Raw genomic sequence first — 13,627 nt, 5'->3', positions numbered from 1 at the left:
TCGAGGTCGACCGTACCATCCGGCACTACCACTTCGGCGATTTTAGCCCCAGGCGTCTGCACATCGGCGACATCCTCATGATACTGGGCGTCATCTACTTTCTGCTCGTCGCGATCTCAGGCCGGTGGCGCATCATACCGCGTCGTCACTGACCCGCCCGTCATATGCCAACCCTGAGAACGAAACCAACTCACTCAAGATCCTCGGCATCAAACGCCCACCTTTTCAATGAAAGCAGATACATCTGCCGATTTACGAAAGCGCTGGTTCACGGTCCACATGAGCAAAGCGCCCGGCGGCGGGTTCGAAGTCACCGTGGATGGATTCCCGGCACTGAAATGCCATGCGGCGTCATCGGATGAAGCGCTCTCGCTGACCTCGCATGCGCTGGAACGCCTGGAAATCGAGGGGGCAGCGGTGCCGAATCGAGGATCTATTCGTGGGAGGAGTATGTCTCGGGAGGGTTATGTCCCATCGGGAAAATGGCCTTTGCGGATCTGCCTTCGGGCCAGCGCTTTTTACGAGAGAATTTCCCGACCATGTGGGATAAGCTTTCTTCCACCACGGCCTGCCCTCTCCCGAGCGAAGGCGAACCGACACAAATTCCCGCCGCGGAAATCGTCTGGCACCATGTCTGGGCGTTGTCGGATGAACTGACGCCGAGCGAAAGACAGGAGCGCCTGTCGTGGTCCGGCAATCCAAACCTCCATTTCTAAAATGCTTCACGCCGTGGTAACTGCGCGATTGGGCGCCTTGGGCGTTTCCTCGCCCCTGCTATGAACGACACCGTAACCGCTGCTTTTCCGGCCTGTCTGGCTGCGACGGTCAGCGGACTTTCACCGATCCTACTTTCAAGCTCCGAGCATGCTTGTAGCGAGCCGTTTACCGTTTCGTGCGGTGGCGAGACTTTGCTCATTCCTTGCCGCATCTACTTCCCGCGCCCATCCGACAACGCGTTCCGAGCCCTGCACGACACAGAGCTTTCCATCGTTGCGTGTTGGTTCACCCGCCATCACGACGGATACGTGCGGGAGCGGTTTCTTCGTTCACTCACTGCCTTCGACTCCGCTTGGATCATCGCTTACGTCGTGGCACTCTGCGGCGAGTATGTCATCGAGCTTCTTCGATACATTTGGGATCGCCGCGAGCTTTTCGACCGCCTTGCCCTCGGACGGTGGCTCCACGAAAACGAAGCGTTTTACAGACAGACGCGTAGTCGCATCGTCAGCTATTGGAACTGTTACTATCGATCCACTTTTCCTTGCTTCACCGACTACGTCGGCAGCCACCTTGTCAGGTTCTTCGATGAGTCCATCATCAACTCCGATGCGGCCGGACACGTCTGACCATGCGCTGCCCCGAATTGTCGCCATGTTTCCCCTCGACCTGCATTGTGCGCCTCCGGCGTTCGGCGGAGGCGCTGTCGCGGAAGCAGTGCGCCGGCAGTCAGCCTACGCCGTGACTGAGCTTGCGAGCGTTGGCCGCTTCACCTATGCGCACTAATGTTACCTTTTGCTATCCGGCGGAGTTCGTTCGCGTTTCGGACGAGGACGGTATTCTTTCTGTCGCCGGAGCCGGGTGGTTTGTCTCGTTGTTAGAGCGCGTCAGCGGAGCGTCCATCGAGAGTGAGTTGTGCCAGGAGGATTGGGGCGTCGTCGCCTTTGCCGAACGTGCCGGCAAGCGCTTTTGGATTGGATTGAGTGGGTGGGGGCCGCGGGAGGATGACTCAGCCTGGCTCGCGCATTTCCATCACCACTCTTTCGCCTGGCTTCAGCGTTGGACGACCGCAGGCCAGCGCGAGTTGGAGCGATTGACCATCGACTTCCATTCCGTGCTCGCGAGCGAACCGAGAGTGACGGATATTGCTTGGTATCCCGAAGGAGAAATGAAGAAAGCTCATCCACATGGTTTTTCGGCACCCAACGCGGCCTCCCCAAGAACTGGAATTTCGGAGCATGGATGATGAACGATTTGCGGCAATCGTGAAAATGGAGGGCTCGAACGCAGACCTTGGCCGCTCCACTCCCCGAATTAGGCTCCAAAACGAATGCCCTAAAATCTGATGGCTTCAAAAATGAAGCCTACTACACGTTAGGCCTATGAGCGCGCCATCCGAAATCCCAGACGATGAGAACGGAGCCGTGCTCCGAAAGATGCGCGATGGTGGCGACTCGCTCACACAGCCACGAATTGTAGATTTCTGTTTTGCCTTTCCCGAGCGGCGTCAGGCGCTTGCTTTCGCTGAGATCGTCGATGACCGAGAACTGAAGGTTTGTATTTCCTACTATGAAGAGCGAGAGATGTGGGAGACGATCGTGAAACGTTACATGGTTCCTACGCACGCCGATATCACCGCTACGGAATTCACCCTTACTCAGCAGGCGGAGTCAGTCGGCGGCGAGGCCGACGGATGGGGCTGCATGAGGATTACCAATGAATCCAAGGCCTAAGCGCTGCGAGCTCCTCCGGGCCGTTATGCCTGCTGCTCCCCGAGGAACCCACCGCGCAGTCCCTCCGCAGTCTCCCGCCACGGCGGGATTGGGGGCGTTAGGCATCGCTACGCGTGTCCCATGAACGGAGTTCAACAATTCATGATGGTACTGGGCATAGGAGCTCCTTCTGTTTACTTGCTGAGCAGAGTTACGTTGTGCTGGAGCTCTCGCCTCAAAATCCACCAAGCTTTCAGGAAGAACGGCGCTTCAATCACCCGCATTCGACGCTTTGATGGCTTTTCCGACCTTGGTTCAGTTTGGAAAGCGGCCACGAGCACACCATACATCGTCACTGTCGTCGCCCAAGATGGACGCGAGTCTGATCTGTTTTGTCTCGTCCGCTATATTCCCATTGTTGGCTTTGCCATGAGCGTCGAGATTTGGTCCGATGAATTCTGCAACGCCCATTAACGCGCTGCAGGCGTTGAGCGACTCAACACGCGCCACCTGATGACGAGCGGCTCATTCCAACAACTCGAAGGCGAACAACTGGGAGCCGTAACGTTCATTCAGGATTACCTCCAACTCGAGTTCGACGGCCACGGATTTAGCATCTGCATGCCAATGACTGTGCAGGCCGGAGGATTGACCACTCGAACCGGCGACAACCGTTTTCGGAACGCCATTTGCGAGCAGATTGCCAAACGCGTGCGGAGCGTCAACACGCAGGACAGCGAGGCACTGACCATCATATTTGAGGACGATTCGCGCATTTCCATTTCGCTTCGCGAGTCGGACTATTCAGGGCCGGAGGCTTTCACAGCACACGGCTTCGGCGACTCCATAATCGTGCACCGAATCGATGACCAAGTCGCCTAACCCGCTGCAACGAACGTTCCGGGAACTCTCTCCCGCATTCGACGCGTTCACAGGCCCGTCTCCCGCTGTGGCGAGGTTGGGCTCGTTAAGCGTCGCTCTGCGTCACCTCTAATCGAAGGAGAACCCACTCGATTCGAGACGACCCTCATGGGCTACGACCTTCATATTGTGCGCGGAGCGGACCACTACAACAATCTGGCCCACCAGATTTCCTCCGACGAGTGGTTGAACTACGTTTCATCCGACCCCGAACTGACGCTCGACCCTCAGAACGGTTCCCACTTTGCTCGTTGGAGTGGCTGCTCCGAGCATCCCGAACCATGGCTCGACTGGTTTCAGGGCACCATCTTCTCAAAGAACCCAGATTCGGCGATCATCAACAAAATGCTCTCGATTGCGCAGCAGCTCGACGCACAAGTCCGTGGAGACGACGGTGAGATTTACACCAGCCCTACCGAGTTTCACCACGACGACTAGCCCCCATGAACGAATCGCCTACACCCAACCCTGGACCGTCAATGCGCCGCAGCATGGAGGCGAGAGGTAACTCTCCACGCGCGATCTGAGCCATGAGCGCCGGCCGATCCAAGATTTCGATGCATCCGGTTGACTGCCCTCGATGTGGGGCGTCTTTTTCCGTTCCCGTCATCGGCGCATCCGAGCAGGCGAAGATCGCGACTGCCTTTCGGCGTTCTCGCGGCAGGATCGAGGCGATCCGCGTTCTCCGCGAACTCACGGGCATCGATCTCCGCGATGCCAAGGGAACCCTGATGCACGTCACCACCACCCCAAACACCTGTCACCGTTGTGGCGGTCCGCTGGATGGATCGATCGAGACGACCTGCCCCCTATGCAAATCCCTCAACCTCGATTGGCCCGATGATTCGACCGTCCCTTAGCCAAACGCCGCGGGAGCGTTAGGCGTCGCTACGCTCCTCCATGAAAGACGATTTTTCAGTGACCCTTACAGCCCGAGGCGAGGTTCTCGACTATCGCGACCACGACGGCCTTTTTCGTTTCGAGCTGACTCACGAAGGCTCGAAGACGTTGCTTCACGTCTACGATTGCCGCGGCGAGGCCTTCCTTCCCCGCACCTTCCAAGCTTCCGGCGCTCCGGGAGAGGGCGGCCATAAAGTCTAGACCATAGCAGGCGCCCATGAACGTCACGACTGTTTTTGGATTTGCCGATGGCGACTTGGGGAACGCGCGCCTTGCAGTCGAGCAAATGTTAGGCGTCCGTTTGGAAGCCCACGACAGTTTGTACATCGGACCGTACTATCGTGGTTCTCTCGGCAGCGGACAGTCGCTTCAGCTGCGGCAAAATGCCAACCCACTTTTCGATGAGCAGAGCGATCCACCGGATGAGCGTTTTACTGAACCACATTTTCCAGAAGCTCGGCTTTTACTTTATCTTCATGGCGTCGATTCGGAACGAGCCCTTCGACTCCTGGCGCACGCGGCAGGAATTTCATTTTTGGCTGAGCGCAGGATTGCCTGAGCAACAATGGCCTCCTCCGGAACGGGAATTTCCGAGCGTTGCTACCTCGCATTGCTGCCGCTGAACTTGCGTCGTCAGGCGCTTCCGAGTAGTTTCGGCAAACCGCATCCAGGCTCGCAACTCCAGTCGCACGGCCATGAAATGGGAGACCTTCCAATCCACACCGGGGCTCGACCGCATCCCGCCCGGAAAACGTTTCGCCACGTATCGCGGCACTCACCAGCGTCTCCTGCGCGAGGACGAATCGTACCGCAAACGCCACAACCATTACGTCATTTCCTACTCCATCCTCATTGCCGCCGCTTTCCTTGGCGTAAGCACGCTCGGACTCGTCAGTTTCACACTCCTCTCGCTCGCAGCCACCGCGGTCGTCGTTTATCTCGCCTTCCGGGAGCAGCGGCAAATGAACCAATGCATCGGTCGCGTTCTCCAGTCCCAGCCGCGCTGAGCTGGCAGCGTTGATCCCCACGCCCGTGCCAAGGAACACTTCAGGCCACAACAGCGCATGAACCCAAAAGCCTCCTCAGGAGATGGCATTCCGGAGCCTTCCGTGAAAACGATTGAAGGGACCGAAATCAAATCCAGCGAACTGATCTTTCGCTGGATTGACGGATACTACGACGGCATCCTTTCAGGGTTCGCGATCTGGCGAGGACGCCTCTGCTATTTCGAAATTTGCGACGACACCGTCCATGATCGGAAATTCACGGTCCATAGCTTGAGCGACGAGGAGGCCACCAGGGCCATTCGCGAATACGAGGAATTCAAAGCGCTTCATGGCGATCACATCGATCTGCTTCCCGACGGTTCTTACGCGGGCGGGACCTGCCACACGACCATGGAAAAAGCAGCCGCCGACGGCGATGCGATGGCCGCCGGCACCTGGCAACCCCCAGTTTCGTTTCGCCTGAACCCGATTGTAGGATGGTTTACCTCAGCGACTCTCTGACATAGCGCCCCCCTCAAGAACTGGAATTCCTCAGCGTGGATGATGAACAAAATGCCCCCCCCCGGAACACCTATTACTCATTCCATGGACAAACCGAATCGCTTTTGCGCCGCCCGAGCCACCACCGCTTTATCGGCTGAGCTCCTTTCGTTAGGCCTTTTTACTACACCTGCATATGTCAATGGGATCGCCAGGTGACTGTCCGATAACCGATCTTCTAGATTGGGGAAAACCGTCGAAATTCCCCGAGGACATCACACTGATGCTACTCCGTCTGAAGTCAGAAGCACCGGATGAGCTGATTCGACTCCCGTGGGACGCGGCTAAATGGGCGCTCCCCAAACACGCCGACGACGGGCGCAGTTTTCTTTACGCCGCACTGGAGCGGAACAGCATCGACACCACCTATTTCCGGGCACTGATCGATCCCTCATTGGATCGCTCGAAGCCACGATGGTGGGAAGCTTATGAACGCAACAAGACCTAACCCAGTGCAGCCGTTTCGACGGGCTCAAGGTCCTGAGTTCATCGAAGGACAGCGAACTGCTCCGAGCACGGCCGGATTGGCGGCGTCAGGCCCAGGTCGATGAAGACAAAACGAAGACGGTTCTGGATCGGATTCGGCAGCCTCGCCGCCGTCGCATTGGGTATCGCTGCGTACGCCCTCCAGACGCGCGGCGCTGCCCACGATCTCGGCCTGACAAACTCTGATTTGGCGGCCGGCAGCTACCCGGACGTCGAAGCGCTCCGCGCAAAAACAAAAGCGGTCGCAGACGCTTATCTGGCCCAACGTGAGACCGAGTTAAAAGAGCTTTGCGGGGGGCCGTTTCAGTTAGCTTTCGACGATTCATTATCACCCAAGGCAAGTGCCCTCGGTTACCGATCTTCGTTCTATTACTACTGTTGGGACATCTATCTCCCATATTCTCTCCAACCCAATTCCGGCAGTCCCTACACTTTATTGGTTCAGCTTTCCGATGGAACGGAAGGCCACCAGCATGACCCAGGGAAATCTCGCGTTCTGCGAGCCATTGTGATAGATCCGACAGGCCTGACCAGGAGGACACTCCAATGAATATCCAAAGCCATCCATGCGCCGCTGGCGCGTTCGGCGGCGCCACAGGTTTCCTGTGAACAGAGACGAACTACCCCTGCCGAAGCCCGTCCGCAACGCCTGATCCATGCGAAGCCGCATCCCTTTTATGAACAGCACACCAGAGCAGCTTAAGATATTTCTCTCCCTCTTCGCGGTTCACGTGCCGACACTCCTTGTCTGTCTTGTGGCCGGCGTTGTCATCATCATCAACTGGAAGCTGGCCTCCCCGGGTTCGCTGTGGGCCCTTCTGGCTTTCGGTCTCGCGTTCATCCTTTGCTTTGTCATGCCGATCGGGCAGACGCTGCTTCAGCATTGGGTGTTTCAGAGCGGAGAACGGGAAGCCCGGATGTGGGCGTTTAGCGCGTTCGCCATCGTTGGATCGGTGCTGCAGGCACTCATCTATGCGCTCTTGCTCGCCGCCGTATTCGCCGGGCGTCAGACAGCGAAGTGAGCTTCAGCGGCTTTCGCTATCCCTATGCCATTCGAGATTACAGATGATTCAGGATTTCTCGCCATCATTGACCCAGACGCCTATCGAGGCTTCGTTCACACCGACTGGACGCGGGAGACGATTCAAGAGCACTTCAAACAAGAAATGTGCGAGCAACACCTGCTCATTTGGGGCACGGGTCTGGAGCACTTCTGGAGCGTCGACGTTTCGCTGCAACCGACCAAGGTGACGGGCTTTCGTGAGGTCATCGGCAGCATCGCTGCTTCGCGGGGACGTTTGCTTCTCACCAATTACGAGAGTCTCACCATGGCGGCACAGTTCTCTGATGTCACCTTGCCGCAGGCGCACGAGCGAGAGCAACTCTTGTCGCTGTCGCCCGGCCTCTACGACTGCCGCATTATCCAGTTGTCAGACCCGGAGAGTGATGCACCATTCGAGGAGTCGGTCAGTTTCATTTATGAGTTCGCACACGCGACATCACCGAGAGAGACATGGAGTGATATCCCGTGGAGATCCAAATTCCATAACGCCTAACCCCCCGCTCATCTTTTCACCGCGAAGTCGGCCGCCTCGAAAACCCGGCGGATTTCAATCACATCGCCCGGATCCGCCGGGCAGCGTTCGGCCCATTTCACGACCTCTTCTTTCGATTCGGCCTCGACCAGCCAATAGCCGCCGATCACTTCCTTGGTTTCAATGAAAGGGCCGTCGGTCACGCTCGGTTTGCCCGGGCCGAAAGCGACGCGCGCGCCGGTGTTCTGCGGATGCAGCCCATTGATGGAAAGGATTTTCAAGACCTTGCCCAGCTCCTCATTGAATCGGCCCATCTCTTCGATCTTTTTCGGATCGGGGGCAAACCCCGGCTCTACTTTTTTGCCGTCCTGATAGACAGCGGGAATCATCAGCATCATGAATTGCATGGTATTTCTCCTTTGGGTTGAATTGTTTCTACACCTCTGGTCGTTCGGCATCCTCTCAATTCGACAGCGCGACCACTTTTTTTTAAAAAAAAATCGCGCGACATGGTCAGGTAAGCGGGGCGTGAGGATAGGAGTCAGCCCACCACGTTTGCCAGATTCTCTCGCTTTGGAAACACACACCTGCGATCGGATCCTCCGTTTCCTCACCGCCAGTCCGCGCTGGATGGCCCCGGCCATCCACCCGCGGGAACATCGCGGTTGACGAATTTGCTACCATCGCCACCCGACATGAAATTCCACGTTCTCCCCCTTCTCTGCTTATCGGCCCTTTGCGCTTTCGCTGAACCACCCAGGCAAATGGCCTATGGCCATGTGAATTTCGGTGACAGTCTGGAAGTCGCGACCGCCTCGATGCGCAAGGATATCGATGATCAAAACCGGCGTCATGCCCCGGCCGATGCCCGGGAAGTGGTGCGTGATTTCGCCATCAAGGGAACGAAGTATCCCGCGCGTCTTACCTCCAAATACTCCCGGACGATGGTCGGGCTGCAACTGAGCGAGTTTCCGGTCCGGACCGTAAAAGTGGTTACCAACAACACGGCCGCCGGGGAATACGACACGACGGTGAACAGGATTGGGAGGTGCTCCAGGATATCGCCTGCAGCAAGTTTGGCCCGCAAAAAACCAGCCTCGGATTTCCCGTCAAGCCAGTGGACGTCAAGACGCAGAGCACCGTCACCGACGTGTGGGAATACTCCAATCTGATCATCAACCTCACCGTGCGCGGCATAAAACACGATGACGGCCAGCTTCATTATTCCGTCATCCTCTCCGCCACGCTGAAGGACGCCCAATGAGCCACATTCCGGTTTCTCTCGTTCCCAAACTCGAGAGGAAAGACGCAGCCTGCCCGCAGGAATACACCATTTCCATTCCCAACACCAAGGCGTCATTCGTGTTCTTCAAGAACAACCGCGGCGACTGTGAAGTGCGTTCGACGAGTGGCGTTTTACTCGTTGAGACTAATAGCAGGGCGGGTATCATGAGCACGACACGATGAATCTGAATCAACCAGCGTCTATCCAAGCGCTGCGGCGAACTGCTCCGGGACGGCCTGACCATGTGCCGCAGCGAACACGCCATGACGGAATTTGGGGCGTTGGTGATTCCCCACGCACCCGGTGAACGAAGGCATCGAGCTTCACGATTCCGAGTTAGTCGCCATCACTTGCAGCAACGGCGAGGCGATCGTCTTGTTGTCTCCGGCCTACATTCATCGCACCGTTGGCAGGCCTGGCGTTGACTCTGGTTCTGGTTGGTTGCAGCCGGCTACGCTCACCATCAGCTCCGCGTCGCTTACTTCCATGCCGAAATTGCTGCCAGCAACCATCTCCGACGGTTTTCTCCGTATCGGCACCGAACACCACAGCAACGTCATTCCAGCCAGCGGCACGTTCGCGGACGTCATCGAACTTTCCATCGTTCTAGGCACCAGCGAGGCATTGACCATTCGAGGGCAGCGCATCCGCATTCAGCTTCACGACGAGCCCTCCTTTGTCGAGAACTTCAAACAATGAACCCGGAAACCAAGCGCTGCCGCTTCGTCCCTCCAAGCGTGATCAAGGTTCTGAGTTTATCGAAGGAGAGGGAACCAGCTTCGCGTGTCGCTGATTTTCTTTTCGTCCGGCGTAGCTATCCACCTCCTTAAATGAATACTCCTGAAACACACGGCCGAACATCTGTTCGCCGCAAAGGCTTGTTCCACTTTGTCATTGGTCTCGCTGTATTTGCCGTCGGCCTTACCATTCCTGTTTTTCTCCTCCCATACTTCCACCATCAACTGACTCCGACCGGCATGATTCCATTTGCCTTGCCCGGCGCATATGCTCTTTCCGGCCTCATCGAGTTTCTCACGGGCGTTTCCTTCCTGGAGTTTGCTCGACGCTGGGACGAACTCAAGGGATGGCAGAGGGGCATCTTCGGCACCTTCATTGTTATCATCGCACTGTTTCTCATCCTGGCGGCCGGCGGTCTCATTGCGTCGTATCTATCATAGTCACCTCAACGCCCAACGCTGCGACCCGCCGTGGCGGGTTTGGGGCGTTCGGCGACTTCCAACACAGTGAATATCTGGAATATCCCCGAATGGCTTGAGAACGAAGTGCGGGCCAGAGACAAAACCTGCGTGTATTGTGGCGTCGAAATGCTGTCAAGAGTGCCTCGGGGAAGCCCTCGTGGCGCGGCGGCAACCTGGGAGCACATCATTAACGACGCCCGCATTATTACGCGCGAAAACATCGCGCTCTGTTGCTCCGCTTGTAATTCCAGCAAGGGACAAAAGCCCCTTGCCGTTTGGCTCCAGTCAACTTATTGCGTAGAACGAGGCGTGAATGAAAACACCGTGGCACAAATCGTTAAGGACGCGCTCGCTGCGGCACGCAATAGCGCGTCCTCAGGAACTGGAATTTCAGAGCGTTGCGATTCTGCCCGCGCCCCGAAATGAAGAAGCCAAACAAGACACTTGAGAAGGTTGGAGTCGGGCGCATGACGATCAAGTACCATGCGCACGCTCTGACGTTATTCGCGGTCTTCTGGTCGCTCCCGTCAGGCATCAGCGTCACGGACCGCTTCGGGCGTTCTTATGCCAAAGCAAATCACTGGTAAGTTCCTGAAAGAGCTGTGGGGCGTTCCCGCCAAGCATGTTCTATATAGCCATAATGGCACTTGGTATCACCAGCTCACTTCATTTCCAGGCGCACTTTCCGACTCAGAGGGGTACGTCTTGTTCGCAACCGAGCGCGCATTCCGCGACTGCCCGCAGCTCCGTATCAGTCAAGATGTCGGCTGCCGTGGCGGCATCCGCCAAATTCCCGGTTACGTTCGCTGCGACGCCCGGGCCGCCAATGACATCAGTCAACCTTCCCAGCCTGATCGTGTTCTTCAGCGCATCTCGCGCATCATACGCGACACGGCCATTAGTAGTGAGCTCAAACTGCTTTACGACCACATCTGCCAGCTATGCGGCACGCAGCTCGTCGTTTGCGACCGCCTCTACAGCGAGGCCCATCACATCAGGCCTCTTGGGCGTCCGCATGACGGCAGCGACACGCGCGACAACTTGCTTTGCGTCTGTCCCAACTGCCACGTGCTCCTCGATTACGCGGCGATTCCAATCCAACCTGAGGCACTCAAACACCTCAAACACCGTATCTCCCCATCGAATGTCGCTTACCACAATGCACTTCATCGTGACGCCCATTCCGAAATCACCGGCTCTTAACCAACTACTGCAGCGAGCTGCTCAGGGCCTACGGCAAAGAGAACATCAAGCATGAAGCCGTGGTGTTCGACGCCCTCAAACCGGGCGAAGACATGGTCTGCCTCGAACAGACACTCGCCAGTGCACCCCGAGAAATACTGTCGCCGGCGACTCGGGTGAGGCGACCCGACCACCATCTCCAAGGAGGTGCTCGCCCCAGAGAAGCAATCGCCCACCGGCCTCGCAACAGAGTTGCCCAGGAAGCCAGCCTGGGTTACGAAAGCGGTACTTTCGTCACGAGGTAAAAAAAAACGGACCCACCCATGGAAAAAGTCACCCCCTTCTTATCATTCGACGGACAAGCCGAGGAGGCCGCCCGCTTCTATGTCTCCCTGCTCCCGGACTCGCACATCGACCGTGTGACCCGCTCGCCGATGGACACGCCCGGTGGCGCCGCCGGCACGGTGCTCCTCGTCGAGTTCACGCTTGCCGGCCGCCCGTACATCGCGCTGAACACGCCGGGCTTCACCTTCACCGAGGCGGTCTCCTTCCTCATCGCCTGCGCGGATCAAGCCGAGACGGACCGGCTCTGGGCGGCGCTGACCGCGAATGGCGGCTCGGAGGTCGCCTGCGGCTGGCTCAAGGATCGCTGGGGCGTCTTCTGGCAAATCACGCCGACCCGTATGCTGGAGCTTCTCAAAGACCCCGACCCGGCCCGCGCTCGCCGCGCCATGGAAGCGATGGTGAAGATGATCAAGATCGACATCGCCGAGGTGGAACGCGCCGCCGATGGCGCATAGACGATCGGAACCAAGCTCCCCCTTCATGACGCTTTCATCTGTAATATTCCTAGCGAGTCTTTTCAATCTCGCCGGTCCCGACCTGATCATCGTCCTGCTCATTTTCCTCCTGATGGGCTTTCCGATTTGGATGATTGTCGATTGCACCCGTCACGAATCAAACGAGGGCAACACCAAGCTAATTTGGATTCTGATCATTCTCTTCGCGCCACTCGGCTCGGTCATCTACTTCTTTGCCCGCAAATTGCCGCGCCCCTCTTTACCACCGCCAGGACAGCACGATCTGCCTCAATAACCAAAACGCCCAGCCATGCGCTGCCGCAATGGTTGGGCGACCGAGCACGTCTCCCGTGAAGCATGAGTTTTTGGCCGACAATCTCTGTCCGTATATCTTCCGACCTCGTCATTTTCACGAAGGGTTCCCGGTCGTGTCGCTTGCCCCCACGCCTCTATCTCGATTCCGATTCTCCCGCCGCAATCGTCCTCGGTGTTGGTGACCCACCGATATCGGGACCGTCGGTCCGGGTAGACCTCTTTCAGGAACCGCTTCACCCTCTTGACTATTCCATTCTGCTAAGTGTCTTTCTCCGCCAGGGATTTTTCCTGGTGGGTCGCAGCAGCCTCTTCCGAAGCCGCCGCTTCATTCCGCGCCGCCGCCCACGTGTCCGTTTGATCGTCAGCGATTCGCTGCGGGGCTTCTTCCGCCATTACCATCGCGGGGTTTTCTTTAGCGCGGCCCTTCAGGCTGGTGCCCTTCCGGAGCACATCACATTCGACAATGAACAAGTCGCCTAACCCGCTGCAGGGAACACACGTCCTGTGAAACGAACAGTTATCATCCTCCTTGCCGTGTCGATCCTTGGTCTCGCAGCGGCTTACTTTTTCCAGCCAGACACGAGCATCGACTACGCCTCCTTTCAGTCCCGTTTTGCAACAGCTTTCCGCCGCGCAGACTTTCATGCAGTAGAGGTAGCATCTTGTTCCGGCGACCAGATTCCGTTTCCTTGGACGCTTCGTCCACAGCGACGCGCTTCGACTCGCGATTCCCACATTGACTTCGCCGTCGGTTTCCCTGACAGCGCCGAGCACTACAAGCTCGTCATCGATGATTCACCACCACTCGATTGCTTTGTGCGCTACTTCGACAGTCGTGCTGCATTCATCGCGATTCGCGCTCGCTCATCACAGGCTTCTGTGGCTCGTGCTCTGCGTTCGGCGCTCGCTCAGGAGTTCCCTGGCTTTACCATCACACTCACAACCAATGACGGCTAATCACGCGCTGCGAGCGAACCGAAAACTCTCTCCTGCATTCGACGCGTTTACAGGCCCGTCTCCCGCCGTGG

The 13,627-nt window shown here is 57.3% G+C and carries 24 protein-coding genes; 22 read left to right on the top strand and 2 right to left on the bottom strand.

Features of this window, described 5'->3' with window-relative positions:
• The first annotated feature begins 539 nt into the window (after positions 1-539).
• The 15 genes from CFE428DRAFT_RS19210 (at position 540) to CFE428DRAFT_RS19135 (ending at position 7,839) form a co-directional block, all read left to right on the top strand.
• Positions 540-716 carry a hypothetical protein gene (locus tag CFE428DRAFT_RS19210; protein ID WP_157447574.1) on the top strand — a complete coding sequence of 59 codons (177 nt, stop codon included), beginning with the start codon at positions 540-542 and terminating at the stop codon, positions 714-716.
• Positions 717-776: 60 nt separating this feature from the next.
• Positions 777-1,346, top strand: a complete 570-nt coding sequence (locus CFE428DRAFT_RS19205; protein WP_006981285.1) for a hypothetical protein — start codon at positions 777-779, stop codon at positions 1,344-1,346.
• Between the two features lie 753 nt (positions 1,347-2,099).
• Positions 2,100-2,450 carry a ribonuclease E inhibitor RraB gene (locus CFE428DRAFT_RS19195; RefSeq protein WP_006981282.1) on the top strand — a complete coding sequence of 117 codons (351 nt, stop codon included), beginning with the start codon at positions 2,100-2,102 and terminating at the stop codon, positions 2,448-2,450.
• A 120-nt stretch (positions 2,451-2,570) separates the two neighbouring features.
• Positions 2,571-2,903 (top strand): hypothetical protein, encoded by a 333-nt coding sequence (locus CFE428DRAFT_RS19190; RefSeq protein WP_042725341.1) that lies wholly within the window; start codon positions 2,571-2,573, stop codon positions 2,901-2,903.
• 39 nt (positions 2,904-2,942) lie between these two features.
• On the top strand, positions 2,943-3,311 hold the full coding sequence (locus CFE428DRAFT_RS19185) for a hypothetical protein (RefSeq protein ID WP_006981281.1): 369 nt from the start codon (positions 2,943-2,945) through the stop codon (positions 3,309-3,311).
• Positions 3,312-3,458: 147 nt separating this feature from the next.
• On the top strand, positions 3,459-3,788 hold the full coding sequence (locus CFE428DRAFT_RS19180; protein ID WP_006981280.1) for a hypothetical protein: 330 nt from the start codon (positions 3,459-3,461) through the stop codon (positions 3,786-3,788).
• Between the two features lie 92 nt (positions 3,789-3,880).
• Entirely contained in the window at positions 3,881-4,210 is a 330-nt protein-coding gene (locus CFE428DRAFT_RS19175) for a hypothetical protein (RefSeq protein WP_042725340.1), read from the top strand.
• A gap of 40 nt (positions 4,211-4,250) precedes the next feature.
• Complete coding sequence (locus CFE428DRAFT_RS37560) at positions 4,251-4,451, top strand: hypothetical protein (RefSeq protein WP_131989525.1); 201 nt, start codon at positions 4,251-4,253, stop codon at positions 4,449-4,451.
• Between the two features lie 16 nt (positions 4,452-4,467).
• Entirely contained in the window at positions 4,468-4,809 is a 342-nt protein-coding gene (locus CFE428DRAFT_RS37555) for a hypothetical protein (protein ID WP_131989526.1), read from the top strand.
• Positions 4,810-4,945: 136 nt separating this feature from the next.
• A complete protein-coding gene (locus CFE428DRAFT_RS19160; protein ID WP_006981276.1) occupies positions 4,946-5,257 on the top strand; it encodes a hypothetical protein in 312 nt (103 codons plus the stop codon).
• Between the two features lie 102 nt (positions 5,258-5,359).
• Positions 5,360-5,758 (top strand): hypothetical protein, encoded by a 399-nt coding sequence (locus CFE428DRAFT_RS19155; RefSeq protein WP_042725337.1) that lies wholly within the window; start codon positions 5,360-5,362, stop codon positions 5,756-5,758.
• A 262-nt stretch (positions 5,759-6,020) separates the two neighbouring features.
• Entirely contained in the window at positions 6,021-6,245 is a 225-nt protein-coding gene (locus CFE428DRAFT_RS19150) for a hypothetical protein (protein ID WP_006981274.1), read from the top strand.
• Between the two features lie 99 nt (positions 6,246-6,344).
• Positions 6,345-6,833, top strand: a complete 489-nt coding sequence (locus CFE428DRAFT_RS19145; RefSeq protein WP_006981273.1) for a hypothetical protein — start codon at positions 6,345-6,347, stop codon at positions 6,831-6,833.
• Positions 6,834-6,960: 127 nt separating this feature from the next.
• A complete protein-coding gene (locus CFE428DRAFT_RS19140; RefSeq protein ID WP_006981272.1) occupies positions 6,961-7,305 on the top strand; it encodes a hypothetical protein in 345 nt (114 codons plus the stop codon).
• A 24-nt stretch (positions 7,306-7,329) separates the two neighbouring features.
• Positions 7,330-7,839: a hypothetical protein gene (locus tag CFE428DRAFT_RS19135; protein ID WP_006981271.1), complete on the top strand. Its 510-nt coding sequence runs from the start codon at positions 7,330-7,332 to the stop codon at positions 7,837-7,839.
• 8 nt (positions 7,840-7,847) lie between these two features.
• Here CFE428DRAFT_RS19135 and CFE428DRAFT_RS38985 read toward each other — a convergent pair whose 3' ends face one another.
• The gene (locus CFE428DRAFT_RS38985; RefSeq protein WP_202797465.1) at positions 7,848-8,462 is read right to left on the bottom strand and encodes a YciI family protein; all 615 of its coding nucleotides are present in this window, start codon (positions 8,460-8,462) and stop codon (positions 7,848-7,850) included.
• Positions 8,463-8,866: 404 nt separating this feature from the next.
• Here CFE428DRAFT_RS38985 and CFE428DRAFT_RS19120 point away from each other — a divergent pair, with 404 nt between their 5' ends.
• The 6 genes from CFE428DRAFT_RS19120 to CFE428DRAFT_RS19080 all read left to right on the top strand — a co-directional run bounded on the left by CFE428DRAFT_RS19120 (position 8,867) and on the right by CFE428DRAFT_RS19080 (position 12,579).
• Positions 8,867-9,082, top strand: coding sequence for a hypothetical protein (locus CFE428DRAFT_RS19120; protein WP_006981269.1), 216 nt, complete (start codon positions 8,867-8,869; stop codon positions 9,080-9,082).
• Positions 9,083-9,406: 324 nt separating this feature from the next.
• Positions 9,407-9,802 carry a hypothetical protein gene (locus CFE428DRAFT_RS19110; protein WP_006981267.1) on the top strand — a complete coding sequence of 132 codons (396 nt, stop codon included), beginning with the start codon at positions 9,407-9,409 and terminating at the stop codon, positions 9,800-9,802.
• Between the two features lie 131 nt (positions 9,803-9,933).
• A complete protein-coding gene (locus CFE428DRAFT_RS19105; protein WP_006981266.1) occupies positions 9,934-10,281 on the top strand; it encodes a hypothetical protein in 348 nt (115 codons plus the stop codon).
• A 585-nt stretch (positions 10,282-10,866) separates the two neighbouring features.
• Positions 10,867-11,505 (top strand): HNH endonuclease, encoded by a 639-nt coding sequence (locus CFE428DRAFT_RS35900; RefSeq protein WP_006981264.1) that lies wholly within the window; start codon positions 10,867-10,869, stop codon positions 11,503-11,505.
• Positions 11,506-11,807: 302 nt separating this feature from the next.
• Positions 11,808-12,284 carry a VOC family protein gene (locus tag CFE428DRAFT_RS19085; RefSeq protein WP_006981263.1) on the top strand — a complete coding sequence of 159 codons (477 nt, stop codon included), beginning with the start codon at positions 11,808-11,810 and terminating at the stop codon, positions 12,282-12,284.
• Positions 12,285-12,309: 25 nt separating this feature from the next.
• On the top strand, positions 12,310-12,579 hold the full coding sequence (locus CFE428DRAFT_RS19080) for a PLDc N-terminal domain-containing protein (protein WP_006981262.1): 270 nt from the start codon (positions 12,310-12,312) through the stop codon (positions 12,577-12,579).
• Positions 12,580-12,857: 278 nt separating this feature from the next.
• Here the strand turns inward: CFE428DRAFT_RS19080 and CFE428DRAFT_RS19075 are convergent, their stop codons facing one another.
• Positions 12,858-13,070, bottom strand: a complete 213-nt coding sequence (locus CFE428DRAFT_RS19075; RefSeq protein ID WP_042725332.1) for a hypothetical protein — start codon at positions 13,068-13,070, stop codon at positions 12,858-12,860.
• 33 nt (positions 13,071-13,103) lie between these two features.
• On the opposite strand from CFE428DRAFT_RS19075, the gene CFE428DRAFT_RS37550 reads away from it, so the two are divergent.
• The gene (locus CFE428DRAFT_RS37550) at positions 13,104-13,556 is read left to right on the top strand and encodes a hypothetical protein (protein WP_131989527.1); all 453 of its coding nucleotides are present in this window, start codon (positions 13,104-13,106) and stop codon (positions 13,554-13,556) included.
• Positions 13,557-13,627: the final 71 nt, after the last annotated feature.

The organism is Chthoniobacter flavus Ellin428 (assembly GCF_000173075.1).
GTDB classification, from domain to species: Bacteria; Verrucomicrobiota; Verrucomicrobiia; order Chthoniobacterales; family Chthoniobacteraceae; genus Chthoniobacter; species Chthoniobacter flavus.
Note: the sequence above shows the minus strand (reverse complement) of the source record. Positions and strands in the feature narration are given on the sequence as shown.